Source organism: Luteimonas aestuarii (assembly GCF_004357985.1).
Taxonomy (GTDB): Bacteria; Pseudomonadota; Gammaproteobacteria; order Xanthomonadales; family Xanthomonadaceae; genus Luteimonas; species Luteimonas aestuarii.
On record NZ_SMTF01000003.1, the window covers coordinates 92,122 to 117,995 of the forward strand.

At 68.6% G+C, this 25,874-nt stretch carries 25 protein-coding genes; 3 read left to right on the top strand and 22 right to left on the bottom strand.

What is annotated here, in order from left to right; all coding sequences use genetic code 11:
* Positions 1-64: 64 nt before the first annotated feature.
* The 7 genes from rnc to rpoE form a co-directional block, all read right to left on the bottom strand.
* Positions 65-739, bottom strand: coding sequence for a ribonuclease III (rnc, locus tag E2F46_RS05340; RefSeq protein WP_133321058.1), 675 nt, complete (start codon positions 737-739; stop codon positions 65-67).
* Positions 729-1,127, bottom strand: a complete 399-nt coding sequence (locus tag E2F46_RS05345) for a DUF4845 domain-containing protein (RefSeq protein WP_133321059.1) — start codon at positions 1,125-1,127, stop codon at positions 729-731. Before E2F46_RS05345 ends, rnc begins: the two co-directional genes overlap by 11 nt.
* A gap of 41 nt (positions 1,128-1,168) precedes the next feature.
* The gene (gene lepB / locus E2F46_RS05350) at positions 1,169-1,960 is read right to left on the bottom strand and encodes a signal peptidase I (protein WP_133321060.1); all 792 of its coding nucleotides are present in this window, start codon (positions 1,958-1,960) and stop codon (positions 1,169-1,171) included.
* 44 nt (positions 1,961-2,004) lie between these two features.
* Positions 2,005-3,798 carry a translation elongation factor 4 gene (lepA, locus tag E2F46_RS05355; protein WP_165967382.1) on the bottom strand — a complete coding sequence of 598 codons (1,794 nt, stop codon included), beginning with the start codon at positions 3,796-3,798 and terminating at the stop codon, positions 2,005-2,007.
* 150 nt (positions 3,799-3,948) lie between these two features.
* Entirely contained in the window at positions 3,949-5,487 is a 1,539-nt protein-coding gene (locus tag E2F46_RS05360) for a DegQ family serine endoprotease (protein WP_133321062.1), read from the bottom strand.
* Positions 5,488-5,590: 103 nt separating this feature from the next.
* Positions 5,591-6,565 carry a sigma-E factor negative regulatory protein gene (locus E2F46_RS05365; protein WP_133321063.1) on the bottom strand — a complete coding sequence of 325 codons (975 nt, stop codon included), beginning with the start codon at positions 6,563-6,565 and terminating at the stop codon, positions 5,591-5,593.
* Positions 6,562-7,176, bottom strand: coding sequence for an RNA polymerase sigma factor RpoE (gene rpoE, locus E2F46_RS05370; protein WP_133321064.1), 615 nt, complete (start codon positions 7,174-7,176; stop codon positions 6,562-6,564). Before rpoE ends, E2F46_RS05365 begins: the two co-directional genes overlap by 4 nt.
* Positions 7,177-7,388: 212 nt before the next feature.
* On the opposite strand from rpoE, the gene E2F46_RS05375 reads away from it, so the two are divergent.
* Positions 7,389-9,461 carry a 3-hydroxyacyl-CoA dehydrogenase NAD-binding domain-containing protein gene (locus tag E2F46_RS05375; RefSeq protein WP_133321065.1) on the top strand — a complete coding sequence of 691 codons (2,073 nt, stop codon included), beginning with the start codon at positions 7,389-7,391 and terminating at the stop codon, positions 9,459-9,461.
* A gap of 63 nt (positions 9,462-9,524) precedes the next feature.
* Here E2F46_RS05375 and E2F46_RS05380 read toward each other — a convergent pair whose 3' ends face one another.
* From E2F46_RS05380 to E2F46_RS05445, 14 genes are all read right to left on the bottom strand, one after another.
* Positions 9,525-11,231 carry a tetratricopeptide repeat protein gene (locus tag E2F46_RS05380; RefSeq protein ID WP_133321066.1) on the bottom strand — a complete coding sequence of 569 codons (1,707 nt, stop codon included), beginning with the start codon at positions 11,229-11,231 and terminating at the stop codon, positions 9,525-9,527.
* A 92-nt stretch (positions 11,232-11,323) separates the two neighbouring features.
* Positions 11,324-11,683, bottom strand: a complete 360-nt coding sequence (locus tag E2F46_RS05385) for a PilZ domain-containing protein (RefSeq protein ID WP_133321067.1) — start codon at positions 11,681-11,683, stop codon at positions 11,324-11,326.
* Positions 11,680-12,630, bottom strand: a complete 951-nt coding sequence (locus E2F46_RS05390) for a DNA polymerase III subunit delta' (protein ID WP_133321068.1) — start codon at positions 12,628-12,630, stop codon at positions 11,680-11,682. Before E2F46_RS05390 ends, E2F46_RS05385 begins: the two co-directional genes overlap by 4 nt.
* On the bottom strand, positions 12,627-13,268 hold the full coding sequence (gene tmk / locus E2F46_RS05395; protein WP_133321069.1) for a dTMP kinase: 642 nt from the start codon (positions 13,266-13,268) through the stop codon (positions 12,627-12,629). Before tmk ends, E2F46_RS05390 begins: the two co-directional genes overlap by 4 nt.
* A complete protein-coding gene (gene mltG, locus E2F46_RS05400; protein ID WP_133321070.1) occupies positions 13,265-14,320 on the bottom strand; it encodes an endolytic transglycosylase MltG in 1,056 nt (351 codons plus the stop codon). Before mltG ends, tmk begins: the two co-directional genes overlap by 4 nt.
* 39 nt (positions 14,321-14,359) lie before the next feature.
* Entirely contained in the window at positions 14,360-15,733 is a 1,374-nt protein-coding gene (locus tag E2F46_RS05405) for an aminodeoxychorismate synthase component I (RefSeq protein WP_133321071.1), read from the bottom strand.
* Between the two features lie 777 nt (positions 15,734-16,510).
* Positions 16,511-17,749 (bottom strand): beta-ketoacyl-ACP synthase II, encoded by a 1,239-nt coding sequence (gene fabF / locus E2F46_RS05410; protein ID WP_133321072.1) that lies wholly within the window; start codon positions 17,747-17,749, stop codon positions 16,511-16,513.
* Between the two features lie 128 nt (positions 17,750-17,877).
* Positions 17,878-18,117: an acyl carrier protein gene (gene acpP / locus E2F46_RS05415; RefSeq protein WP_133321073.1), complete on the bottom strand. Its 240-nt coding sequence runs from the start codon at positions 18,115-18,117 to the stop codon at positions 17,878-17,880.
* Positions 18,118-18,232: 115 nt separating this feature from the next.
* Positions 18,233-18,976 (bottom strand): 3-oxoacyl-ACP reductase FabG, encoded by a 744-nt coding sequence (gene fabG / locus E2F46_RS05420; protein ID WP_133321074.1) that lies wholly within the window; start codon positions 18,974-18,976, stop codon positions 18,233-18,235.
* A gap of 123 nt (positions 18,977-19,099) precedes the next feature.
* Positions 19,100-20,044: an ACP S-malonyltransferase gene (gene fabD / locus E2F46_RS05425; protein WP_133321075.1), complete on the bottom strand. Its 945-nt coding sequence runs from the start codon at positions 20,042-20,044 to the stop codon at positions 19,100-19,102.
* Between the two features lie 79 nt (positions 20,045-20,123).
* Positions 20,124-20,942 carry a serine/threonine protein phosphatase gene (locus E2F46_RS05430; RefSeq protein ID WP_133321076.1) on the bottom strand — a complete coding sequence of 273 codons (819 nt, stop codon included), beginning with the start codon at positions 20,940-20,942 and terminating at the stop codon, positions 20,124-20,126.
* Positions 20,943-20,970: 28 nt separating this feature from the next.
* Entirely contained in the window at positions 20,971-21,951 is a 981-nt protein-coding gene (locus E2F46_RS05435; protein ID WP_133321077.1) for a beta-ketoacyl-ACP synthase III, read from the bottom strand.
* A 126-nt stretch (positions 21,952-22,077) separates the two neighbouring features.
* Positions 22,078-22,272: a 50S ribosomal protein L32 gene (rpmF, locus tag E2F46_RS05440; RefSeq protein WP_133321078.1), complete on the bottom strand. Its 195-nt coding sequence runs from the start codon at positions 22,270-22,272 to the stop codon at positions 22,078-22,080.
* 21 nt (positions 22,273-22,293) lie between these two features.
* The gene (locus tag E2F46_RS05445) at positions 22,294-22,815 is read right to left on the bottom strand and encodes a YceD family protein (protein WP_133321079.1); all 522 of its coding nucleotides are present in this window, start codon (positions 22,813-22,815) and stop codon (positions 22,294-22,296) included.
* A 140-nt stretch (positions 22,816-22,955) separates the two neighbouring features.
* Between E2F46_RS05445 and E2F46_RS05450 the strand changes: the two genes are divergently transcribed.
* Both E2F46_RS05450 and E2F46_RS05455 read left to right on the top strand, forming a co-directional pair.
* Positions 22,956-23,315, top strand: a complete 360-nt coding sequence (locus E2F46_RS05450; protein ID WP_133321080.1) for a hypothetical protein — start codon at positions 22,956-22,958, stop codon at positions 23,313-23,315.
* A 20-nt stretch (positions 23,316-23,335) separates the two neighbouring features.
* Positions 23,336-23,908, top strand: coding sequence for a Maf family protein (locus tag E2F46_RS05455; protein ID WP_133321081.1), 573 nt, complete (start codon positions 23,336-23,338; stop codon positions 23,906-23,908).
* Between the two features lie 31 nt (positions 23,909-23,939).
* On the opposite strand, the gene E2F46_RS05460 is transcribed toward E2F46_RS05455, so the two are convergent.
* Positions 23,940-25,811 (bottom strand): ArnT family glycosyltransferase, encoded by a 1,872-nt coding sequence (locus E2F46_RS05460; protein WP_133321082.1) that lies wholly within the window; start codon positions 25,809-25,811, stop codon positions 23,940-23,942.
* Positions 25,812-25,874 lie beyond the last annotated feature (63 nt).

Consider the following 25,874-nt stretch of genomic DNA (forward strand, 5'->3'; position numbering starts at 1 on the left):
CGCCGCTCGATCCGTTCCCCATCGCGACGGCGCGCCAGGTCGCAACGGCGGGCCAGGGCCCGCCCTACGCGTCCAGTTGCGCCAGGACCGCCTCGGCTGCCTGCTGCTCGGCCGCGCGCCTCGAGCCGCCTTCGCCTTCGGCCGACAACGGCGGCTGGGACAGCGTGCAACGCACGCGGAACGCCTTGGCGTGATCCTCGCCGCCCTCCCACGCCAGCTCGTATTGCGGCAGCGGCGCCTGCCGCGCCTGCAGCCATTCCTGCAGCCGGGTCTTGGCGTCCTTGCCCACCTTCGCCGGATGCAGGGCTTCGATCAGGGGTCCGAACCACGGCCGCACCACGTCGCGGCAGGCTTCGAAGCCGGCGTCGAGATAGATGGCACCCACCACGGCTTCCAGCGCATCGGACAGGATCGAGTCGCGACGATGGCCGCCGGACTTCATTTCCCCGGGCCCCAGGGTAAGCCGCGCGCCGAGTTCGAAGCCTCGCGCCAGCGTGGCCAGCGAGGACTCGCGCACCAGTTCGGCCCGCGCCCGGGTCAACACGCCCTCGTCGGCTTTCGGCCAGCACACGTACAGCGCTTCGGCCGCGAACAGGCCGAGCAGCGCGTCACCCAGGAATTCCAACCGCTCGTTGTGCGGCGTGCCCGCACTGCGGTGGGTCAGCGCCTGTGCCAGAAGCGCGGGGTCGCGGAACCGATGCGGTCCAAAGGCCGCATCGCCAAGGACATCAATCGGCATTTCCCGAGCGGGACAGGTTCTGCACGGCGCCGAACTTCCCGATGACATCGAGGTTCGCGATCATCGGCCTGCGGACCTCGTATTGCACGGTCATCACCCAGCCAGCGTCGCCCCGCTCGATCTTGATGTGTTCCTTCTTGATGTTCTGGGCGTAGCTCATGTCGAGCCGTCGCAGGAACATCTGCTGGATGCGCGCGGGATCGGTGGTGGCGATCCCCGGTTCGTTCGCGAGCCCCTTCAATGCGGTCTTCACCGCGTAGTACTCCTGGTACATCGGGAACAGCTTGAATCCGATGTAAGCAAACACCCCCACCACCGCCATGACGATGATGAACCCGAGCAGGGTGATACCCCGCTGCCGCCTGGCGATGCCGCCGTGGATATTCATGGATTGATCCCCTGCGTCCGTAATTGCCACCCGTCGGGCGGCTACTGGATACCCTTGCCGATCCTACTCCAGTCCACCCACCCCGGCGCACTGCTGTCGAAATTCATCCACACCAGGAACGCCTTGCCGCGGAGCTGGCTTTCCGGGAGGGTACCCCAAAACCGGCTGTCGTCACTGCGGTCCCGGTTGTCGCCCATCACGAAATAGTGGCCTTCGGGCACGCGCCATTCGCCCTGCCCCCGCGGGTCGTGGACGCCGGTGCTCTCGAGCACGTCATGGGGCCGGTCGCCCAGCGCTTCCCGCAGCACCGCCACCCCGGTCATGTCGCGGCCGCGACCACGGCCTTCGTACTGTCCCAGCAGCTGGTAATCCAGTCGCTCGCCATTGATGTAGAGCGTGTCGCCCTCGAAGGCGACCAGGTCGCCCGGCAGGCCGACCACGCGCTTGATCCAGTCCTGGTCGGGATGATGGGGCGGCCGGAACACCGCCACGTCGCCGCGTTGCGGTTCGCCCAGCGCGATGACCTTGCGGTTGTTGATCGGCAGGCGGATGCCGTAGGTGAACTTGTTGACCAGGATGAAGTCGCCGATCAGCAGCGTCGGCATCATCGAACTGGACGGGATGCGGAACGGTTCGGCCACGAAACTGCGCAGGATCAGGACCACGAACAGTACCGGGAAGAACGCGCGGGCGTAGTCGACGACCAGCGGCTCCTTCTCCTCCAACAGGCCCGCCGCTTCTCGGCGGCGCCTGGCGAACAGCAGGCGGTCGAGCAGCCAGATGATGCCGGTGGCGAAGGTCAGCACGACCAGCGCGATTTCAAACCATTTCATGCGGGTTCCTTCGGAATGCGTCGGCCGGACCGGAGTCCACGCCCTTAATCCTTGCCCGTACTCAACACCGCGAGGAAGGCTTCCTGCGGGATCTCGACGCGGCCGACCTGCTTCATCCGCTTCTTGCCCTCTTTCTGCTTCTCGAGGAGCTTCTTCTTGCGGCTGATGTCGCCACCATAGCACTTGGCCAGCACGTTCTTGCGCAGCGCCTTGACCGTGGTGCGGGCGATGATCTGCGAGCCGATGGCGGCCTGGATCGCCACGTCGAACTGCTGGCGCGGGATCAGGTCCTTCATCTTTTCGGTCAGCTCGCGGCCGCGCCGGTCGGCATGGCTGCGGTGCACGATGATGCTCAGCGCGTCGACCTTGTCGCCGTTGATCAGCGTGTCCACGCGCACGAACGGGCCGGCGTCGAAGCGCAGGAAGTGGTAGTCCAGCGAGGCATAGCCGCGGCTGACCGACTTCAGCTTGTCGAAGAAGTCCAGCACCACCTCGGCCATCGGCAGCTCGTAGCTGATCTGCACCTGGCTGGCCAGGTACTGGATGCCGATCTGCGCACCGCGCTTTTCCTCGCACAGCTTGATGATGTTGCCGATGTATTCCTCGGGCGTGAGGATGTTGGCACGGATGATCGGCTCGCGCACTTCCTCGATCTGGTTCGCGGGCGGCAGCTTGGCCGGATTGTCCAGCGGCAGCACTTCGCCATCGGTGCGCAGCACCTCGTAGACCACGGTCGGCGCGGTGCTGATCAGGTCGAGGTCGTACTCGCGCTCCAGCCGTTCCTGCACGATTTCCATGTGCAGCATGCCGAGGAAGCCGCAGCGGAAACCGAAGCCCATCGCCTCGGAGCTTTCCGGTTCGAAGCGCAGGGCGGCATCGTTGAGCCGCAGTTTTTCCAGCGCCTCGCGCAGGTCCGGGTAGTCCTCGGCATTGACCGGGAACAGGCCGGCGAACACGCGCGGCTGCATTTCCTGGAAGCCGGGCAGCGGCTTGGGCGCGGGATCGCCGGCGAGGGTCAGCGTGTCGCCGACCGGCGCGCCGTGCACGTCCTTGATCGACGCGGTGATCCAGCCCACCTCGCCCGCGCCCAGCTTCTTCAGCTCCTTGCGCTTGGGCGTGAACACGCCGACCTTGTCGACTTCATGCGTGCGCCCGGTCGACATCACCAGGATCTTGCTCTTAGGCGCGATCTCGCCCTGCATCACCCGCACCAGCGAGACCACGCCCAGGTAATTGTCGAACCACGAGTCGATGATCAGCGCCTGCAGCTTGTCGGTGTCGCGCGGCCGTGGCGGCGGGATGCGCTGGACGATGGCTTCCAGCACGTCGCGCACGTTCAGGCCGGTCTTGGCGCTGACCGCGATGGCGTCCTCGGCGTCGATGCCGATCACCGCCTCGATCTCGGCCTTGGCCTTGTCGATGTCGGCCGTGGGCAGGTCGATCTTGTTGAGCACCGGCACCACTTCCAGCCCCTGCTCGACCGCGGTGTAGCAGTTGGCGACCGACTGTGCCTCCACGCCCTGCGCGGCATCGACCACCAGCAGCGCGCCCTCGCATGCGGCCAGCGAGCGGCTGACTTCGTAGGAGAAGTCGACGTGGCCGGGCGTGTCGATGAAGTTGAGCTGGTAGGTCTGCCCGTCCAGCGCCACGTAGGGCAGCGACACGGACTGGGCCTTGATGGTGATGCCGCGCTCGCGCTCGATCGGGTTCGAGTCGAGCACCTGCGCCTCCATCTCGCGCGCCTCGAGGCCGCCGCACAGCTGGATGATGCGGTCGGCCAGCGTCGACTTGCCGTGGTCGACGTGGGCGATGATGGAGAAGTTGCGGATCGACCGCATCGGATCGGAAGTCATGGGCGGCGGTCGGCCGTCATCGGCATTCGGTAAGCCGCGCATTATCGCATAGGGCGGGCCCTGGCCCGCCGTCACCACCCCGCCTTCGCCGCACGCGAACCGACAACCGGCCCGCGTGGCGGACATGCAGGCTACTTATTCTCCGTCCCGCGGCGTGACCGCGACGAACTGCTGGTTGCCGGTACGGTCGCGGACCAGCAGCATCACCGTCTGGCCCTGGCGTACGTCACGCAGCGCGCGGTCCAGCGCCGCCACGCTGCCCACGGCGGTGCGACCCACGCGCAGGATCACGTCGCCCGGCGACAGTCCGGCGCTGCGGGCGGCCGCGCCATCGACGCGTGCGATGCGCACGCCCTCGCCCGCCTCCAGCCCCAGCTGCCGTCGCTGCGCAGCCTCGATCTCCTGGCCCACGATGCCCAGCACATTGCTGGCGGCGGGCTCACCTGGCGATGCCGGACGCCCCTGCTGGCGCGGCCCCGCGGCCGTTGCTTCCTCCAGCTGCGACAGGGTGACGTCGATGTTGCGCTCACGCCCCTCGCGGATCACGCCCAGCCGCACGCGCGTGCCGGGCGCCTTGGCGCCGATCAGCGGTGGCAGGTCGCTGGACTGGTTGATGGCCACGCCATCCACCGAACGGATCACGTCGCCCGGCTCGATGCCAGCCAGCTGCGCCGGGCCGCCCGGCAGCACACTGGAGACCAGCGCGCCGCGGGTATCGGGCAAGCCCAGGCCCGTCGCGAACTCGGAGGTGATCGCACCCACCTGTACGCCGATCTGGCCGCGACGCACCTCGCCTGTCGTCCGGATCTGCTCCACCACGTTCATCGCCACGTCGATCGGGATCGCGAAGCTCACGCCCATGAAGCCGCCGGAGTTGCTGAAGATCTGCGAATTGATGCCGATGACCTCGCCGCTGGTGTTGAGCAACGGGCCACCGGAGTTGCCGCGGTTGATCGCGACGTCGGTCTGGATGAAGGGCACGTAGCGCTGGTCGGCGTAAGGGTTGGCGCGGCCGACCGCGCTGACGATGCCGGCCGTCACCGACTGGTCGAAACCGAACGGCGAGCCGATCGCCACCGCCCACTGGCCCGGCCGCACCTGCGCGGCATTGCCGGTGCGCAACACCGGCAGGCCGGTGGCCTCGATCTTGAGCACGGCCACGTCCGATGGCTGGTCGCTGCCGACCACCTTGGCGGTGAACTCGCGGCGATCGGTCAAGGTGACCTTGACCTCGTCGGCACCATCGATGACGTGGTGGTTGGTCAGCACATAGCCATCGGCGCTGATCAGGAAGCCCGAGCCCAGCGAGCGACCGCGCGGCGCGCCCGGCGACTGGCCCGGACCGGGCATCTGGAAGCCGGGCCCCAAGATGCGGCGGAAGATCTCGGGGATCTGCTCATCATCCATGGGCGGTTGGCTACGCTGCGCGGTCCGCGCACCGATGACGGTCTCGATGTTGACCACGGCCGGCCCGACCTGTTCGACGAGTCGGGTGAAGTCCGGCAGCCCGGTCACCAGCGGCGCGGCGGGAGCTTGGGCGCGGATGGCCGGCTCAGTCAGGGCAGGCGCGGCCTGCACGGCCTCGGTCTGCGCGGTGGCGGCCGGCAGGATCACGGCGGCCGTGGCGGCAGCAGTCGCCAGGACCAGAACAGCGGCGGGAAGGGCGGTTTTCATCGGACGGGCGTCCTCGACGAATGGACTGGGAGGAAGGAACAGTGGCGAGCAACAGGCCGGGCGCAGGCGCGCCCGCGGCCCATTGTCCGTTGCAGCCTTGCGGTTAAGGCGTGACGGGCGCGGCGTCGGGCCGCTCGCGACCGCCATCGGCCGCTGCATCCGGCAGCGACACCAAGGGCATTGCGCCACGCGGCAGGAAGCGCGGGTCGTAACCGGCGTCATCCCCTTGCAGCGACCCCGACAACTGGCCGTAGCCCACGCTGAAGGCCGAGTCGCTGGCTCCCGGCAGCACCGCCCGCGGCCAAGGCCGCGGCTGCAACGGCGTCGGCGCCGGGAAGGCGCTGTGCGGATCGGCCAGGGCCAGCACCGGGGCGGGCGGGGCGATCGACGGACCGTCGGCGACCGCTGCCGCAGGCGCCTGCCGCGTCGCGGCGACTTGTGGCGTGGTGCGCGCACGGCGTTCAGCGCTGCGACGCGGCGCTTCGGCAGCGGCGAGCGCCGTCGCCAGCGCGGCCGGGGCAAGCTCCAGCACATCAGGCGCGCCTGCCGCGGCGGGCGCAGGCGATGCGGGCACTTCGTCCGACCCGGTCACGGCGACGGCCGAGTCACCACCACCGGCCAACCCGGCCGATGCCAGCACGGGCGATTGCCCGGGATAGGGTGCGATGTCGGCGTCATCGGTGAACAGGCGTGGCGCGAACACCGCCGCCAGTGCCACCGATGCCGCCAGCGCTGCGCCACCGCCCCAGCGCAGGCGCCGGCCGGATGCCGCAGCCATCGCAGGGGATGCCGCCATCTCCACCGCCACAGGCTCGGCAATGCCACGCGCCACGCGCGCGGCGAAATCGGAAGGCAGCAAGGCGTGGTGCTGCCCGCGCAGCATGTCGCCGCAGACCTGCCATCGATCCCAGCAGGCAGCCAGTTCGCCGTCGTGCTGCAACCGGCGCAGCATGAACTTGGCCTGGTCGGGCGACAGCTCGCCGTCGAGCATCGCCGACAGTTGTTGGCGGTGGTACGCCAGCAGCTTGTCCGGGTCCGGCGTGAGTTGCATCGCATCAATGTCGTCTGCGGGGCTCATCGCGTCGCGCGCTCCACGTTGTCTTCGTTGTCCAGCAAGGGCTTCATCTCCTGGTCGATCGCCTCGCGTGCGCGGAAGATCCGCGAACGCACCGTGCCGATCGGACAGTCCATGCGTTGCGCGATCTCTTCATAGCTCAGGCCATCGACCTCGCGCAGGGTGATCGCCAGCCGCAATTCCTCCGGCAAGGCTTCGACCGCACGCATCACCGTTTGTTCCAGCTGCTGCCGCATCAGTTCGCGTTCCGGCGTATCCGAGTCGCGCAGGCGGATGCCCGCATCGAACTGTTCGGCATCCTCGACATCGATGTCCGCGCCCGGCGGGCGGCGGTTGCTGGCGACGAGGTGGTTCTTGGCGGTATTCACGGCGATCCGGTGCAGCCACGTGTAGAACTGGGCGTCGCCACGGAAGTTCCCGATCGCGCGATAGGCGCGGATGAAGGTGTCCTGGGCGACGTCCTGGACTTCGCTCCAGTCGGCGATGTAGCGCCCGATCAGCGCCGCGATCCGGTGCTGGTACTTGCGCACCAGCAGGTCGAAGGCCGCGCTGTCGCCGCGCTGCACGCGCTTGACCAGCTCGAGGTCCAGTTGTTGTGTGTCGTTCTCGGCCATCGGACCGGGCTCCCTGCGGCGCCTGGCCATCCAGCCGGGCAATGTGACCTTCGGCAGGGGTCGAAGTTCCCGCCCCCGTGTCTTCATCATCTGGGGATGGCCGCGCACCGCCGCAAGGGCGGGCTGGCGGCGTTTGAAACGGCGATTTGACGCCGCGCGAACATCCTCGGGATCATAAGGACCTCTTCCCGTACCGTAACGGATGGTCCCGCATGATTGCTGGCCTGGATGGTTTGCGCTTCAGCCACTGGCAAGCCGAGCTGCGCCCCGACGGCGTGCTCGTGCTGTCGTTCGACCGCGCCGGCGAGTCGGTCAACACCTTCGCGCAGGACGTGCTGATCGAACTCGACGCCCTCCTGGAACGGCTGGCGCTGGATCCGCCCGACGGCGTGGTGCTGCGCTCGGCGAAGGCGAAAGGCTTCATCGCCGGTGCCGATATCCGCGAGTTCGCCGAGTTCGACCGCAAGGGCACCATCGGCGATTCGATCCATCGTGGGCAGCAGGTGTTCCAGCGCCTCGCGGACCTGCCCTGCCCCACGGTCTCGGCGATCCACGGCTTCTGCATGGGCGGCGGCACCGAGATCTCGCTCGCCTGCGACTATCGCGTCGCCAGCAACGACCCATCGACGAAGATCGGCCTGCCCGAAGTGAAGCTGGGCATCTATCCCGGCTGGGGCGGCAGTGTGCGCCTGCCGCGATTGGTCGGCGCGCCCGCGGCGATGGACGTGATGCTGACCGGCCGCAACCTGTCGGCCAGGGCGGCGAAAGCCATGGGCGTGGTCGACAAGGTGGTCGAACCCGCGCTGCTGATCGACGAAGCGGCAAAACTCGCACTCACCGGCACGCAGCGCCCGTTCAAGCAGCGCTTCCTTGGCTGGTTCACCAACACCTGGCCCGTTCGCCAAGTGCTGGCGCCGATGCTGGTCAAGCAGGTGGCGCGCAAGGCGCGCAAGGAACACTACCCCGCCCCGTACGCGCTGATCGAAACCTGGCGGCGCAGCGGCGGCGGCACGCAGGCGAGGCTGCAGGCCGAGAAGAAGTCGGTGGTCAAGCTGGCCGGCACGCCCACGGCGCGCAACCTGACCCGCGTGTTCTTCCTGCAGGAACGGCTGAAGGGCCTTGGCGGCAAGGCCTCGCACGGCGTGTCGCACGTGCACGTGGTGGGCGCGGGGGTGATGGGCGGCGACATCGCCGCGTGGTCGGCCTACAAGGGGTTCGAGGTCACGCTGCAGGATCGCGAGCAGCAGTACATCGACAAGGCCATGGCGCGCGCGAACGAGCTGTTCGCCAAGCGGGTGAAGGACGAGGCGAAGCGACCCGCGGTGGCCGCGCGACTCAGGTCCGACCTTGCCGGCGACGGCGTGGCACATGCCGACCTGGTGATCGAAGCGATCGTCGAAAAGGCCGATGCCAAGCGCGACCTTTACGCGAACGTCGAGCCCAGGCTCAAGTCCGATGCGCTGCTGACCACCAACACCTCGTCGATCCCCCTGGACGAACTGCGCGGCCACATCGCACGCCCGGCGCAGTTCGCCGGCCTGCACTACTTCAACCCGGTGGCGCTGATGCCGCTGGTGGAGATCGTGCGCCACGACGCGATGGCGCCGCAGACCGAGCAGCGCCTGGCCGCGTTCTGCAAGGCGCTGGACAAGCTGCCGGTGCCGGTCGCAGGCACGCCCGGCTTCCTGGTCAATCGGTTGCTGTTCCCGTACATGCTGGAAGCGGCCACCGCGTACTCGGAAGGCGTGCCGCCGGCCGCGATCGACAAGGCCGCGGTGAAGTTCGGCATGCCGATGGGGCCGATCGAGCTGATCGACACCGTGGGCCTGGACGTGGCCTACGGCGTGGGCCAGGAACTCGCGCCCTTCCTCGGCCTGTCGATCCCGCCAGCGCTGTCCAATCCGCCCGAAGACGGCAAGCGCGGCAAGAAGGATGGCCAGGGCCTGTACACCTGGGAAAAGACCGACAAGGGCAGCAAGCCGAAGAAGCCGCCGGTGCCGAAGGATTACAAAGTGCCCGACGACCTGGAGGACCGCCTGGTCCTGCCAATGATCAACGAGGCCGTCGCCGCGCTGCACGACGGCGTGGTGGAAGACGCCGACCTGCTCGATGCCGGCGTGATCTTCGGCACCGGCTTCGCCCCGTTCCGCGGTGGTCCGATCCAGTATGTGCGCGAGACCGGCGCCGATGCCCTGCTCGCACGACTCAAGGCGCTGCAGGCCCGCTACGGCGATCGTTTCGCACCGAAGCCGGGGTGGGATTCGCTGCAACCAGGGAGCGAGTGAAGAGGAACGAGAAACGAGAGGAAAAGCTCGCTCTCGCCTTCTCTCGTTCCTCGTTCCCCCGGCTCAGAGCCGCGACGCGGTGAGTTCGATGTCGGCGTTCTGCCACGCGGCGGCGAAGGCGCGCTCCGCGGCAGCGGCCTCCTTTGCCTTGTCCTGCACCCGCAGGCTCTGCGCAAGGCCGCGCAGCGACCAGCCGTTCTCCGGATTGCGTCGCAGTTCCTCGCGGTAGACCTGCTCCGCTTCGGCGGGACGCCCGGCGTCAAGCAGCACCACGCCCAATGTGTGCCGAACAGGCGCATGCCAACCGGGCGGCTCGTCGTAGGGAATGCCGTCCTCCACCGCGACCGCATCACGCAACGCCGCGACGGCCGCATCGTGGTCGCCGCGCGCGGCGGCAAGTTCGGCGGTCACGCTGCGCTCGGCGATCCGCGCCGCGTGCGCCAGCGGGTAGCGGTCCCAGACCCTCAGCGTTTCCATCACCGGATCGTCCGCCAGCGGCCGCAATGCGGCGAGATGGCGCTCGGCATCGTCCAGCCGTTGCTGCCGCACCGCGGCCATGCCTTGCGCGTAGTGCCAGATGGCGGTGACGTAGGGCAGGTCTTCGGCGGGATTGGGCGCGGCGGCGATCTCGTCCCAGCGGCCGAAACGCACGCGCTCGAACCATGGCGTCATCCAGTAGTGCTGCAGGCCGGCGAAGCCGTCCTCGCGCATCAGCTCCGGCAGGTCGGTGCGTTCGGCGGTCTGGCGCGCGGCCTCGCGCGCGATCGCACTGTCGCCTTCCATGCTGGCGGCGAACCACAGGAAGTGGTGGTTGTGGGGGACATAGCCCAGCGGATACACGCCCTGGGCATTGCCGCGGCAGATCGCGAGGTAGGCATCGTCGGCCTCGATCGCGCGCTGGTTCGCGATCACCGCATCGTGCCAGCGGCCGACCCGCGCGTAGATGTGCGCGGGCATATGGACCAGGTGGCCGGAACCGGGGACCAGTTCGCGCAGCCGGTCGGCGGCGGCGACGCCGCGCTGCGGATCGGCCGAGGCTTCCACGGCATGCACGTACAGGTGCAGGGCGCCGGCGTGGTCGGGGTCGCGCGCCATCACCGACTCCAGCACCGCGACGATCTCCGCGGTATGGCCCTTCGGCCGCAGCGCTCCGTCGTAGTAGTCCCAGGGCTGCAGGTCCATCAGCGCCTCGGCATGCAGCACCGCCGCGTCGAGGTCGTCCGGGCGCTGCTGCATCAGCCTGCGCGTCGCCTCCGCATAGGCCTCGTCGAGCGGGCGGCGGTCTTCCGGCGGCTGCTCGGCGTAGCGCGCCGACAACGCTTCGATGAACGCCTGCTCGCGCTCACCGGCGTTCGGCGCCAGTGCGCGCGCACGCTGCAGCCGGCTCCAGGCATCGGCGTTGTCGGCGGGATCCATGCCGGCGTTGACGTGCGGCCCCAACACCAATGATGCGCCCCACCAGCACATCGCGCATTCCGGGTCGAGCTCGGTCGCCTTGACGAAGGCGCGTTCGGCGGCGTCGTGGTTGAAGCCGTAGCCCAGCATCAGGCCCTGGTCGAACCAGCGCTGCACTTCGGGATGGTCGCTGGTCACCGGGAAGCTGTAGTCGCCCAGCCCATCCAGCAGCACCGCGCCCACCGCGGCCATTTCCGGCGGCGACACCGCGGGTTCGGCATCCGCGACCGCTTGCTCCCTGCAACCGGCGAGAGCGAGCGCGAGGATGAGCGCGCCGGTGGCCCGGCACGTGGCGTCGAGGCGGCGAAGGACCATGGCGGTCTCCAGGGACGGGCGACATCCACGGGAACGCGGCGACCCGCCGGCAGCGGCCACAGGAAGATGCACCCGACGCCCGCAAGGGGCGTCTACATCGTGTGGGTGGGCTTCTCGGCGTTGAGGGTACCGGCCAGCAGGGTTTCGATCTTGCCGCGGACGTTCTCGCCTTCGGGCGTGTCGGCGAACTGCACGCCGACGCCCGCGGTGCGGGCGCCCTGCGCGCCGGTGGGCGTGACCCAGACCACCTTGCCGGCCACCGGCAGGCGTTCGTTGGACTCGGGCAGGGTGAGCAGCAGGAAGACCTCGTCGCCCAGGAAATAACGCTTGGGCGTGGGCACGAAGATGCCGCCATGCTTCAGGTACGACATGTAGGCGTTGTACAACGCCGCCTTGTCCTTGATCGCGAGCGACAGGATGCCCTGTCGTGCGCCACCTGCAGTTGCATTCATCGTGAGCCTCGTGTCCCGGTCGCCGCCTGGTGCGCGTCCCCGCACCAGTCGAGCAGCAATTCGACGATGGCGAGATCCGCGCGCACCGTGGTCCTGAGCAGGCCGCGCGTGCGATTGGCCGCATCGAACCAGTGCGCCAGCTTCCGGATTCGCATCGGATCGGTCAACCCCGACGCCTCGGCGAGCGCAAGGTCGGCGGCGTGGCGCAGGCGATCGGCCGCCGAATCGTCCGCGGCCCAGCGCTGTGCGGTCTCGAGGGCCGATGCGGCGCCCTTGGCGAGGCTGGCGAGATCGGCGGCGACTTCACGGCGCAGCTCGATGCCGCCATCGCGCAACCAGGCATCCGCAAGCCCGGGATGGCCGCGGGTGGCGTCGAGCGCATTGATGGCCGCCGCCGCGGCATGGCCCTGCCCCTGCAGCCAGGCCAGCGCTTCGTCGCGCGGCGGCAGCCGGAACTCCAGGCGCTGGCAGCGGCTGCGGATGGTCGCCGGCAGGCGCGCGGGATCGGCCGCCAGCAGCCACAGGTAGCGGCCCGGTTGCGGTTCTTCCAGCGTCTTCAGCAGCGCATTGCAGGCGGCATGGTTGATCGCGTCGGCCGGATCGACGATGGCGACCTGCGCGCCGCCGTACTGCGGCGTGAGCGACAGCTTGCCCGACAGCGCGCGGATCTGGTCGATCACGATCTCGGTGCGCAGCCGCGTGCCTTCCTTGTTGAATTCCAGCCCGAGCAGATGCAGGTCGGGATGCGTGCCCGCCGCGACCAGGGCCGCGGCGCGTGCATCCCGGGCGGTACCCAGCACGTGCGCCGCCAGGCGATCCGCGACCGCGCGCTTGCCCATCCTGGGCGGGCCACAGAGCAGCAGGGCATGGCCCATGCGGCCACTGTCGAGCGCTTCGACGGCCTGCGCGAGGGTACGGGCCTGCCAGGGCGCCAGCGCATCGTTCATGCCGGATTCCGCCATGCCTGCATTTGCGCCACCGCCTCGGCAGCGACGCGATCGGCGGTCTGCGAGGCATCGATGATGCGGAAACGGCCGGGCTCGGCGGCTGCACGTGCGCGGAACGTGGCGCGGACGCGTTCGAAGAAGGCGTCCTGCTCGGCCTCGATGCGGTCGGGCCTGCCGTCGCGCCCCAGCGCGCGTGCGCGGCCCTGCGCAACCGGCAGGTCCAGCAGCAGGGTCAGCCCCGGGCGCAGGCCGACGACGCGCCGTTCCAGTTCGTCGATGAACCCGGCGTCCAGTCCGCGGCCGCCGCCCTGGTAGGCGAAGCTGGAATCGGTGAAGCGGTCGCACAGTACCCAGGCACCGCGTTCCAGCGCCGGCAGGATGGTTTCGCGCACGTGCTGGGCACGGGCGGCGAACATCAGCAGCAGCTCCGTTTCCGGCGAGGCGGGCTCATGCGCAGGGTCCAGCAACAGCGCGCGGATCATTTCGGCCAGCGGCGTGCCGCCGGGTTCGCGCGTGCACACCACCTCGTCCCCGTCCGCACCCAGCGCGATGCGCAACGCCTCGAGCACCGTGCTCTTGCCGGCGCCCTCGCCGCCTTCCAGCGACACCAGCCGCGGATGCGTCGCCAGGGTCGTCATCGCGGGCCGAACCGCTCGCGATAGCGCTGCACGTATTCGCGCACCGCCACCTGGTGTTCGGCATAGGTCCGCGAGAACACGTGCCGGCCGCTGTCGTCACCCACGGCCACGAAGTACAGCGTTTCGCCCGGCAGCGGATTGGTGGCCGCGCGGATCGCGGCGCGCCCGGCCATCGCGATCGGCGTCGGCGGCAGGCCGTCGCGGGTGTAGGTGTTGTAGGGCGTGTCGGTCTGCAAATCCGTGCGGCGGATGTTGCCGGTATAGCTGCTGCCCATGCCGTAGATCACGGTGGGATCGGTCTGCAGGCGCATGCCCAGCTTCAGCCGCCGCGAGAACACGCCTGCGATCTCCGGACGCTCCTCGGCGATGCCGGTTTCCTTCTCGATGATCGAGGCGAGGATCAGCGCTTCCTCGGCAGTGCGCAGCGGCACGTCGTCGGCGCGTGCCTCCCATGCCTGCGCCAGCTCGCGCTCCAGTGCGGTATTGGCGCGGCGGAGGATGTCGAGGTCGGAATCGCCCCGTGTGTAGACATAGGTTTCCGGCAGGAACCGGCCTTCCGGGTGCACGCCGGGCAGGCCCAGCTCCGCCATCAACGCCGTATCGTCCCGTTCGCCAATGGTCTGCACCAGCGGCTCCGCCCGCGACAACGCCGCGCGCAGTTCACGGATGTTCCAGCCTTCGACGATGGTGAAGCGGTAGCTGATGACGCGACCGTCGCGCATGCGCAGCAGCAGCGTGCGCGGGGTGATGCCATCCTCAAGCGCGTATTCGCCGGCCTGGATGCGCCCGGCCACGCCGAGTTGCTTGGCCAGCAGCTGCCATTCCCTCTCGTGGCCTTCGCGCACGCCTGCTTCGCGCAGCTTGGCCAGCATGCGTCCGAACGAGTCGCCGCGTTCGACCATCAAGGTGTCGCCCGCCTCGATGCCGGTCAGCGGGCTGTCGGCGAAGCCGGTGTAGCGCTCCCAGGCCCAGTACGCCGCGCTCCCCATGACCAGCGCGGACACCACGAACAGGACCGCGAGGATGCGCCCCACCCTGCCCTTACCCGCCATGCGGCGCCCCTGCTGGATGCGTGTCGATGTCCATGTCGCTCAGGATACCGTGCCCGGCGTTCCCGGCGGGTACAGCGCGGCCAGCATGCCGCGCGCCTTGGCACGGGTTTCGTCCAGTTCCTTCGCCGGATCGGAGTCGGCGACGATGCCGGCACCGGCGCGGAAGCGCGCCATGTCGCCTTCCACCTCGGCGCTGCGGATCAGGATGTTGAGGTCGAGGTCGCCATCGCGGTTCAGCCAGCCCATCGCGCCGGTGTAGGCGCCGCGCCCCACGCCTTCCAGCTCGGCGATGACCTGCATGCAGCGCACCTTCGGGCAACCGGTGATGGTGCCGCCGGGGAACACCGCGCCGATCACCTCGCCGGGCGTGGCATCGGCGCGCAGCCGGCCGCGCACGTTGCTGACGATGTGGTGCACGTGGGCGTAGCTTTCCACCGTCATCAGCTCGTCGACCTCGACGCTGCCCGGCGTGCAGACGCGGCCCAGGTCGTTGCGTTCAAGATCCACCAGCATCACGTGTTCGGCACGTTCCTTGGGATGGCCGACCAGTTCGCGGATGCGCGAGGCGTCGTCGTCGCCGGCGAAACGCGGGCGGGTGCCGGCGATGGGTCGGGTCTCGACCACGTCGCCACGCACCGACACCAGCCGTTCAGGGGATGCGCTCACCACGGCCCAGCCATCGCCGGCGAACAGGCCGGCGAACGGGGCGGGATTCGCTTCGCGCAGGCGCGTGTACAGCCGCGCCGGGTCGAGCGGCGCATCGAACCGCGCCTGCCAGCCGCGCGACAGGTTGGCTTGGAACAGGTCGCCCGCGGCGAGGTAGTCGAGGATGCGCCGGACGCCATCGGTGAAGGCGTCCGGCGCATCCTCGTGCACTGCGGTGGGCGGCATCCACGCCGGCAACGCAGGCAGGGCGCGGGCCGCATCCGCGTCGCCGACGATGCGATCCAGCAGGTGGTCGCTGCCGGTTTCGGCCACGGCCACGCACTCGCCGGTGGTGCGATCGCGGAGTACGGCTGCCGGGCAGCGGATCGCGATGGCGACGGGCAGGTGGCCGCGGGCCGCAGGTAGCTTGAGCACGGGTTCGACCTGGGCGGCCAGTTCATAGCCCAGGCACAGCGCCCAGCCGCCGCGGAAGGGCCAGCGGGGTTCCTCGCGCGGGATTCGCAGTGCCTGCCATTGCATGTCGAGTGCGGACAGGAACGGCAGGCCCGTGTCGGTTCCGGCGGCATCGCGCACGCGGCCATCGGCATCCAGTTGCAGGCGATCGCCATCGGCCATGAGCAGCATGTCCCAGCGCGCCTGCGCGCCACCCTGCGCGACCGATTGCAGCAGCAGCGGGTAGCGCGACGATGCCGCGCGTTGCAGTGCGAGCAGGTCGGTGTCGGGAAGGAGTTGACGGGTGGTCAGCATACTTTCGCTTCAGATTCATCCTAGGGAAAAGCGAAAGGCTTCCGCCTTTGGCGGGTTACTTTTCTTTGCTGGCCCAAAGAAAAGTAACCAAAAGAAATGGCCTTCCCCGACGAAGCTAACGTATCGCTTTGGCCTCGACGGGATTTTTCGACAGGACATCCCTGTCCTGTCGAAAAACGTCCGGCATCCCTGCCGGCCGCCCTCCGGGTCTTCCAGCAGTATTGCTGCTCAACGTGGATCAACAGCCCAACAGCCATCGTCCCGGCGAAAGCCGTAACCCAATGCCTTTTCCTACGACAACAGGTGAGCAATCGAAAGACGCCGGATCCCGGCTTTCGCCGGAATGACAGTTTTAAGTTCTTCTGGCCAACCACGACGGAGCTTTCCAGACCCGTAGGGCGCCGCACAGGGGTGTGCGGCGTTTTCCGACCGAGCCAGGATGGCGAGTCGGAAAATCCCGACGTACTCTCCGCCCAATCGTTAGCTCTGTCGGGGAAGGCCCTTTTTCTTTGGTTCGTTTCTTTTTGGGCCAGCAAAAAGAAATGAACCCGCCGAAGGCGGAAGCCTTTAGCTCTTCCGAAAAGATTCGATGTTGTCGCTGCAACAAACGAGAACCGCTCGCTTGCAATCCGGCCATTCCCGCGAAATCGGCGCCCCGGGCAACTCATGCCTGCAGATCGACCACGAGGGCACCGTCTCCCGGCGTTCGCAGGAATGACGGGGTGAAACGATTGGACCAGACGCGTTCCAGGGGACGGCTCCCGCCCGCAAGAAGCATCAGACGCGCCGGAACACCAGCGTCCCGTTCGTCCCGCCGAACCCGAACGAATTCGACATCGCGATATCGATCTTCTTCTCGCGCGCCACGTGCGGCACGTAGTCCAGGTCGCAACCCTCGGACGGATTGTCCAGGTTGATCGTCGGCGGGATCACGCCCGTGTGGATCGCCATCGTCGAGAACACCGCCTCCACGCCGCCGGCCGCGCCCAGCAGGTGGCCGGTCATCGACTTGGTGGAGCTCACCATCACCTGCGACGCCTGCGCGCCCAGCACCGACTTGATGCCCATCGTCTCGGCCAGATCACCCTGCGGCGTGGACGTGCCATGCGCGTTGATGTATTCGACCTGCGAGGCATCGATGCCGGCATCGCGGATCGCGGCCACCATGCAGCGCGCCCCACCCTCGCCGTTCTCGCTGGGCGCGGTCATGTGGTGGGCGTCACCGCTCATGCCGAAGCCGGCGAGCTCGGCGTAGATGCGTGCGCCGCGTGCCTTGGCGCGCTCGTATTCCTCCAGCACCAGTACGCCGGCACCGTCGCCCATGACGAAGCCGTCGCGGCCCTGGTCCCAAGGGCGCGAGGCCTGTTCCGGCGCATCGTTGCGCGTGGACAATGCCTTCATCGAGCAGAAGCCGCCGACCGACGTCGGCGTGGTCGCGAACTCGGCGCCGCCGGCGATCATCGCGTCGGCATCGCCGTACTGGATCATGCGCACCGCCAGCCCGATGTTGTGGGTGGCGGTGGTGCAGGCCGTGACTGCGGCGATGTTGGGGCCCTTGGCCCCGGTCATGATCGAGACCTGGCCCGAGATCATGTTGATGATGGTGCTGGGCACGTAGAACGGCGAGATCTTGCGCGGGCCGCCCTCGTGGTACTTGATCGAGGTTTCCTCGATGCCCTTCAGCCCGCCGATGCCGGCGCCGATGGCCACGCCGATGCGCTCGGCATCGGCATCGCGGATCTCGAGGCCCGCGTCGGCGATCGCCATCATCGCGGCGGCCACGCCGTAGTGGACGAAGGGGTCCATCTTCTTGAGGTCCTTCGGCGCGATCCATTGCGTCGCGTCGAAGCCCTTCACCTCGCCCGCGATGCGGGTGGCGAAGGCGGAGGCGTCGAAGTGGGTGATCGGGCCGATGCCCGAGCGGGCATTGACGATGCCATCCCAGCTCGAAGCCAGGTCATTGCCCAGTGGCGACAGGATGCCGAGGCCAGTGATGACGACGCGACGCTTGGACATTGCTCAACTCCTGCGATGGACATGCCGGCACGCGGCCGCACGCCGCGCAAACGCACGAGGCCGCGATGCGGCCCCGTGGTGGTGGCGGAACCCGCGCGCGATGCGCCCCGGGCCCGCGATGGCCGCCGTCACTCCTTGACGTGCGCCTTGATGTAATCGATGGCCTGCTGCACCGACGTGATCTTCTCGGCTTCCTCGTCCGGGATCTCGCACTCGAACTCTTCCTCGAGCGCCATCACCAGCTCGACGGTATCCAGCGAATCGGCACCGAGGTCGTCGACGAAGGAAGCGCTGTTGCTCACTTCTTCTTCCTTGACGCCCAGTTGTTCGACCACGATCTTCTTGACGCGTTCTTCGATGCTGCTCATGGGTTGTTGGCTCCGCGGAGGGATGTTTCAGGGGATAGTGTAAGACAAAGCCGCTGGCGGGGCGCGCCCCGGGCATCGGCCTTCCGGTTCAAGGGTTTGCCACCTGGGCAGCCCGTCACGGCATGTACATGCCGCCATTGACGTGGAGGGTTTCGCCGGTGATGTAGCCGGCACCGGGACCCGCAAGGAAGGCGACCGCCTCCGCGATGTCCGCCGCCTGGCCCAGCCGGCCCAGCGCGATCTGCCCGACCAGCGCGGACTTCGCGTCTTCGGGCAGCGCCGCGGTCATGTCGGTCTCGATGAAGCCCGGCGCGACCACGTTCACGGTCACGCCACGCGAGCCGATTTCCTTCGCCAGCGACTTGCTGAAGGCGATGATGCCGGCCTTGGCCGCGGCGTAGTTGGTCTGCCCGGCATTGCCGGTCACGCCGATCACCGACGCGATGTTGATGATGCGGCCCTTGCGCGCCTTCATCATGCCGCGCATCACCGCCTTCGACGCGCGGTAGACGCTGGTGAGGTTGGTATCGAGGATCGCCTGCCATTCCTCGTCCTTCATCCGCATCAGCAGGTTGTCGCGGGTGATGCCGGCGTTGTTGACGAGGATCGAGATGGCACCGACGCTTTTGCCGACCTCATCGATCAGCGCCTCGATCGCGCCTGCCTGCGACACGTCGAGCACGCGGCCATGGCCGCCCTGTGGCTTGAGGCGTTCGCCGATGGCATTCGCACCCGACTCGCTGGTTGCGGTGCCGACCACGGTCGCGCCACGCGCAGCCAGTGCGTCGGCAATCGCGGCGCCGATGCCGCGGCTGGCGCCGGTGACCAGCGCGATCTCGCCTTGCAGTTGCTGTGTCATGTGAGTTACCTGCCCTTTGGATCCTTTCGCCACGGATCGACGCGGATGATCGCGGATGGAACATCCAGCATAGAGGATGTCTTTGCGCGATCCGTAACGATCTGCGTCAATCCGCGGCCGACATCAGTTGTTCCAATCCGCCAATGCAGCGTCGAAATCGCCGGGCGCGCCCAGCGACCGCGCGTCGAGCGTCTTGTCGATGCGCTTGGCCAGTCCGGCCAGAACCTTGCCGGGACCACATTCGGCGATGCGCGTCGCGCCGCCCGCGGCAAGCGCCTGCACGCACGAGGTCCATTGCACCGGCAGGTAGAGCTGGCGCACCAGCGCGTCGCGCACCGACTGCACGCCGTCGTGCACTTCGCCATCGACGTTCTGCACCACCGGCAGCGCCGGCGCCTGCCAGGACAGGCCGGCCATCGCTTCCGACAAGCGGTTCGCGGCTTCACGCATCAGCGGCGTATGCGAGGGCACGCTGACCGCCAGCTTCACCGCCTTGCGCACGCCACGCTCGGCCAGCAGTGCCAGTGCGCGATCCACTGCGGCCGCATGGCCACCGATCACGATCTGGCCGGGAGAGTTGTAGTTGGCGGGCACCACGGCCTCGTCCTGCGACGCCTGCACGCAGGCTTCGACGACCACCGCATCCTCCGCCCCCAGTACGGCTGCCATCGCGCCCGTGCCTGCAGGTGCGGCGTCCTGCATCAATTGCCCGCGGATGCGCACCAACTTCGCGGCATCGTGCAGCGACAGCGCCCCGGCTGCGACCAGCGCGGTGTATTCACCCAGGCTGTGGCCCGCGAGACGCGCAGGCATGGCGCCGCCACGCTGCTGCCACAGGCGCCAGACGGCTACGCCGGCCGCCAACAGGGCCGGCTGGGTGAACTCGGTGCGGTTGAGTTGTTCCTCGGGACCGTCCTGCGACAGCGCCCACAGGTCCGCTCCGGCGCCGTCGGAAGCTTCGACGAACACCTTGCGCACCAGCGGCTGCGAAGCGGCCAGTTCGGCCAGCATGCCCACGGACTGCGAGCCCTGCCCGGGGAAGACGAAAGCGAGTTGTGGGTCGGTCACGCGGCCATCCACGCAAAACGGCCGCAAATGATACGGGCCGCCTTGCCGGATTGTCTGTACCCGACCGTAGGGTGCGGCCTCAGTCCACCCACTGCGCCAGCGCCCGCAACACCTCAAGGTCGCCATCGTGCAGCAGGTCGGCCGTCAGGATGGCCAGCAGCACCGCGCCGGCGCTGTTCCACAGTGCGCGCTGCAGGCTGCCCACCGCCTTGCCCAGGCCCGAGGCACGTTCGCCCAGCGCACGCGTCAAGGTCTTGAGGAACGACAGCCGTCCGACCGCACGGCCCAGCGTATCGCGCAGTTCCACAGGGCCTTGCCGAAGCGCGTGCGCCAGGATCGCGGACAGCTCTTCCTCGTCGAACGGCGCATGCCGCGCCACGCCCGCGGTGAACACCAGCCAGTCGCGCGCCTGTGCCTGCAGCAGCGGCATCACCTCGCCAGGGTCCTCCTCGAAATCGAGGAAGCCGATGCGGCCGTCGTGGTCGACAGTAAGGTTGCGTGCTACGGGCGCGCCCAGGTACGAGCCGCTCGCATGCACCTGCGCGATCGCGGCGACCGCCGCCACCAGCAACACCCGCGCTTCTTCCCGCGAGCCGTGGCGCAGGCGGTGGGCAAGCGTCGTGCCGATGTCGCTGAGGACCAGGCTGTCGTCGCCATGGCCCAGCACGCGTGGCACGTGCACGCCCAGGCGAGAGAGTTCACCAAGCCGGCGTTGTTCCACCTCGCGCCCCTCGGCACCCGTGTGGCGCGGTGGTGGACGCAGGGCGATGATGCCCAGCTTGCGCACCACCCAGTCCATCGCGCGCAGGCGCACGACGCGGCGGTCGTCGCCGTATTGCTTGACCCATGCGTCGCCGTCCTTCAAGTGGATGCGGCTGACGTGCTTGTCCTTGGCCATCACACGCTCCAGTGGTGGTCGCGCGACTTCAGTAGCGCAGCAACGCCGAACCCCAGGTGAAGCCGCCGCCGAAAGCTTCCAGCAGCACCAGCTGGCCGCGCTGCACCCGGCCCGAACGCACCGCCTCGTCCAGCGCCAGCGGCACTGACCCGGAGGACGTGTTGCCGTGCTTGTCCACGGTCACCACCACGCGCTCCATCGGCATGTCCAGGCGCTTGGCCGTGGCTTCGATGATGCGCAGGTTGGCCTGGTGCGGGATCAGCCAGTCGATGTCATGGCGGTCCAGTCCGTTGGCTTCCAGCGTTTCCTCGACCACCGAATCGAGCGCCTTCACCGCGTACTTGAACACGTCGCTGCCGGCCATGCGGATGCGCACGCCGGCGTTCTTCTCGTTCTCGTTGAACCCGACCGACACGCCCACCGGGTTCCACAACAGTTCCTTCTTGTTGCCGTCGGCGTGCAGGTGGGTGCTGAGGATGCCGGTCTCGGTATCGGCCTTGAGCACCACCGCGCCGGCACCGTCGCCGAACAGCACGCAGGTGGTGCGCTCGGTCCAGTCGACCATGCGGGTCAGCGTCTCCGAACCGACCACCAGCACCGTCTTCGCATCGCCGGACTTGATGAACTTGTCGGCCACCGACAGCGCGTACAGGAAGCCCGAGCACGCGGCATTGACGTCGAACGCACCGCAACCGACCGCACCCAGCCGCGCCTGCAGCAGGCAGGCAGTGGACGGGAACACAAGGTCGGGGGTGGTGGTGCCCAGCACGATCAGGTCGAGCTGGTCGGCGGTCACGCCGGCCGACTCCATCGCACGCACGGCGGCGTGGTAGGCCAGGTCGCCGGTGGTCTCGCCTTCGGCGGCGATGTGCCGCTCGCGGATGCCGGTGCGGGTGGCGATCCACTCATCGCTGGTATCGACGAACTTCGCCAGGTCGTCGTTGGTCAGCACCTTGGACGGCAGGTAGCTGCCGGTGCCGGCGATGCGTGCATAGATGCGGTCGCTCATCTCGTGTGCGGGCCTCGTGTGGGGTGGGCCGGCGTGCGGCGCGGAGCGCCTGCCGAGGATCTTCCGGCACGCGAAGCCGGCGATGTCGCAGTTGGGCGCCCCGCCGTTGGCGAGGCGCCTCGAGGGTCAATCTTCCTCGACCACCGCGTTCTTCGGCTGGATGACCTGCTTGCCGCGGTAGTAACCATCGGCGGTGACGTGGTGCCGCAGGTGCGTCTCGCCCGAGGTCGGGTCGGTCGACAGCTGCTTCGCCGTCAGCGCGTCGTGCGAACGGCGCTGGCCGCGGCGGGAGGGGGTGACTCGGGACTTCTGCACTGCCATGGGAACGACTCCGGAAATAACTCAGTTGTTTCGATCTTGCTTCTTCAGCGCGGTCAACGCCGCGAACGGGTTGGCGCGCACTTCCTCTTCCGCGGTGACCGGCCAGTCGCGCTCGACCTGTTCCGAGCCCGGCTGCACCGGTACCACCGGAACCGCGAGGATCAGTTCGTCCTCGACCAGTTCCATCGGCCGCAACTCGCCGTCATCGGCCAGCAGCAGCGCTTCATACCCTTCCGGCAACCCGGCCTCGTCGGCCTCGTCGCGGAGCAGCCCCAGCCGCTGCACCAGCGACACCGGGAACACGAACCGCTGCAGCGTGCGCTGGCATACCAGCGGCAACCCGGCCTCGATCCGCAGTTCCACGTAGGGCACCTGCATGGCGTCGCGATCGAAATCGAGCGAGAACGCCACATCCCCGGCATCGGCATCGGCCAGCGCTTCCCGCAGGCGCGTCAGCGACGACAACGGCAGACGGCCCTCGAACCCGCGACGGGAGGCGACCATCCGCCAGGCGTCCAGGATTTCGGGCACATCGGTGGACATAAGCCGCGGAATGTTAGGGGTCGCGCGCGCCGCTGTCAAACCGCGCCGGCCGGCGCAAACCCTTGTCCCGGCTGCGGATTTGCCCGGGCAGCCCCGGCCGGGGCAGACTGGCCCGCCGCCTGCCCGCCCGGACCCGCGCCTTGACCTGGATCCTCGCCACCCTCGCCGTGGCCGCCGTCGCGGTGGCCCTGGCGCAGCTCACCCGCCGCCGCGGCAGGCGTCGCCAGCAGGCGATGACGCAGTTGCTCGACGCCGCCGACGCGCTGGAAGACCGCCTGCGCACTGCGCGCTCCGAAATCGAGGCGATCGCCGGCACCGACCAAAACCCGGTCCGCGAGGCCATGCAGGAGATGCTGCGCCACCGGCTGTGGCTGCAGCAGCACGGGGCCGAGGCGCCCCTGGAACAACTGGATTCGGTGCGCGATGCGATCGAGGACGCCCAGCGCAGCATCGACAGGCAGCTGGTCCAGATCGAACGCGCCCGCGCGCCGCAGCACTGACCCGAGCCGGACGGCTGCCGATGACCCTGGTGCTCGCCTCTACCTCGCCGTACCGCCGGGAGCTGCTGTCGCGACTGCGGCTGCCGTTCGACGTGGCCCGTCCCGACGTCGATGAAACCCCGCTGGCGGGCGAGATGCCCGCGGCACTGGCCTTGCGCCTGGCCGCCGCCAAGGCCGCTGCGATTGCGTCAAGCCGGCCCGACGCTTGGGTGATCGGCTCCGACCAGGTGGCGACCTTCGATGGCCGCACGCTGGGAAAACCCGGCGGCCGCGATGCCGCCATCGCGCAACTGCAGGCCGCGTCGGGGCGCGAGGTGCATTTCCTCACCGCCGCGGCGCTGGCGCAGGGGGCAAGCGAGCCCACTCTCCACCTCGACACCACCCACGTACGATTCCGGATCCTGACGCCCGTGGAAATCGCGCGTTACGTGGACGCGGAACAGCCGTTCGACTGCGCCGGCAGCTTCAAGTGCGAAGGGCTGGGCATCACCCTGTTCGAGGCGATCGAAACGCAGGACCCGAGTGCATTGGTCGGCTTGCCGCTGATCGCGACGGCGCGGTTGCTGCGGCAGGCGGGATTCGCGCTGCCCTGATCGACACTTGCGGTCCTGTCCGTGCGTGCGCTTATTCCAACCGCACCGGCTGCTCGCTCCAGTCCTCGACGCTGCCATCCTCGCCATGCAGGCGCAACCCAAGCCAATACCTGCCTGCGGCACGCCCACCGACGTCCACGCGGGCTCGGAACGCCACGTCGGGATGCCGCGGGTCCGTCGAAATACGCCAGAACGCCGTGATGCCGGGCGCCGGCTGGCCGTATTCGGCTTCGGCGACCACCTCGCCATCCAGCAACACCTCGATGCGGGCCAGCCCGACCCCGTCCTTGAACGCCCAGCCGGAGACATCGAATTGCGAGGGCAGCACCGCATCGACCGCTGGCACGTCGACCCACGCCATCGCCGGCGTGGTGCATACGGGAGCATCCGCGTCGTTGCCATCGTCTGCTCCGCCAGATGACCCCGAACCCTCGAACGCCAGCAGCAGGAAGCGCTGCCGCCCGCGATCGGCATTGACCACGCGCGGCGGCGGCAACGGTCCGGCCATCGCGCAGATGTCGTGGAAGCGCTGCAACAGATCGCGATACGGCACGTCGCCGAAGCCGATCACCAACAGCACCGGCACGTCACGCGGGAAATTGGCGGCATTGGTCTTCAAACCCCACAACTGCAGCTGCGGCGCGCGGCCGTGCGCGCGGTTGAGCGGATGCGTCAGCACGCGGATACCCGGATCGCCCAGCGCGAAGCCGAGCTCGGCGCCGACCTTGAAGTTGTCGGCCACCAGCTGCGTGTTTTCAGGCATGCCTGCCTTCGCCTCGCGCACGGCGGCCGCCAACTCGTCCCAGCCGGCGAAATTGGTGGGGTACCACTTCGTTGCCGCTGCACGCTCACGCGCCTCTGGCACCGACACCGCGACGTAGTAAGCGAACATCGCCGCCACACCCATCGCCGCCAGCGACCACGTCGCGACTCGCAGCCAGCGCGGCCAGGAAGCCAGCACGAGCGGCAGCAACGGCAGCAGCGCGACGTAACCCGGCAGTGGCCAATGGAAGCTGACGCGCTCGGTATCGGCGAAGAACCCCAGTACGAAGAACCCGCCGACGAGGATCGCACCGCTCCACGCGAGCAGGCGGATCGCGGGGTTGGCATGACCGCAGCCGCGCCACGCGGCCAACACCAGCGCCGCCAATAGCAGCGGCGTCACGAACGCGGCCTGGATCGGCAGGAACAGGATGCCGTCGAGGTGCAGTGCCCAGGGATGGCGGTCGACCAGCTGGAAGCGCAGCCCCGCCTCGGCGTTCTCGATGTTCCACGCCAGCAGCGGGATCCACGCGGCCGCGCCGGCCGCCAGCGCGATCAGCACGCGTGGATCGCGCAGTAGTTCGCGCCCCTTCGCCAGCAGCAGCAACGCGATGAACCCCGCGCCGATCACGGCGATGAAACGGTAATGACTCAGCGCGCCGATCATCAGGCCGATGGCCAGTTGCAGTGCCGCGCCATGGCTGATGCCCCGGAACATGCGCGTGGCGGCATCCAGGCAGAGCAGCGTGGCGAAGGCCATGGCCACGTCCGGCAGCGCCAGCACCCCAAGCGTGCCGAACAGTGGCAGCAGCAAGGCCGCGCAACCCGCGACCCAGCCTTCGCTGGCGCCCACCTCGCGATGCGCGATGCGCACCACCCACCATGGCAACAGTGCGGAGATGACGAGGAACAGCGAGCGCGCCGCAAGCACGCCGTCGCCGAACAGGGTCCCACCCAGCCGGATCAGCCATGCAGTCAGCCCCGGCAGGTCGGAATAGGCCCACGCCAGGTGCTGGCCCTCCTGCCAGTAGAACGCCTCGTCGACGAACAGCGGCAGGCGCATGGCGATGCCCAGCTTGAGCAGCAGCAAGGCCGCCCAGAGCGTGATGAACATCGTCCTCGCGTCGATCCGATCCCGCATTCGCCCGTGACCTCGCTACACTCGCCATGTCCTTACAGGAGGTGTCCGTGTCCGTCTCCCCTG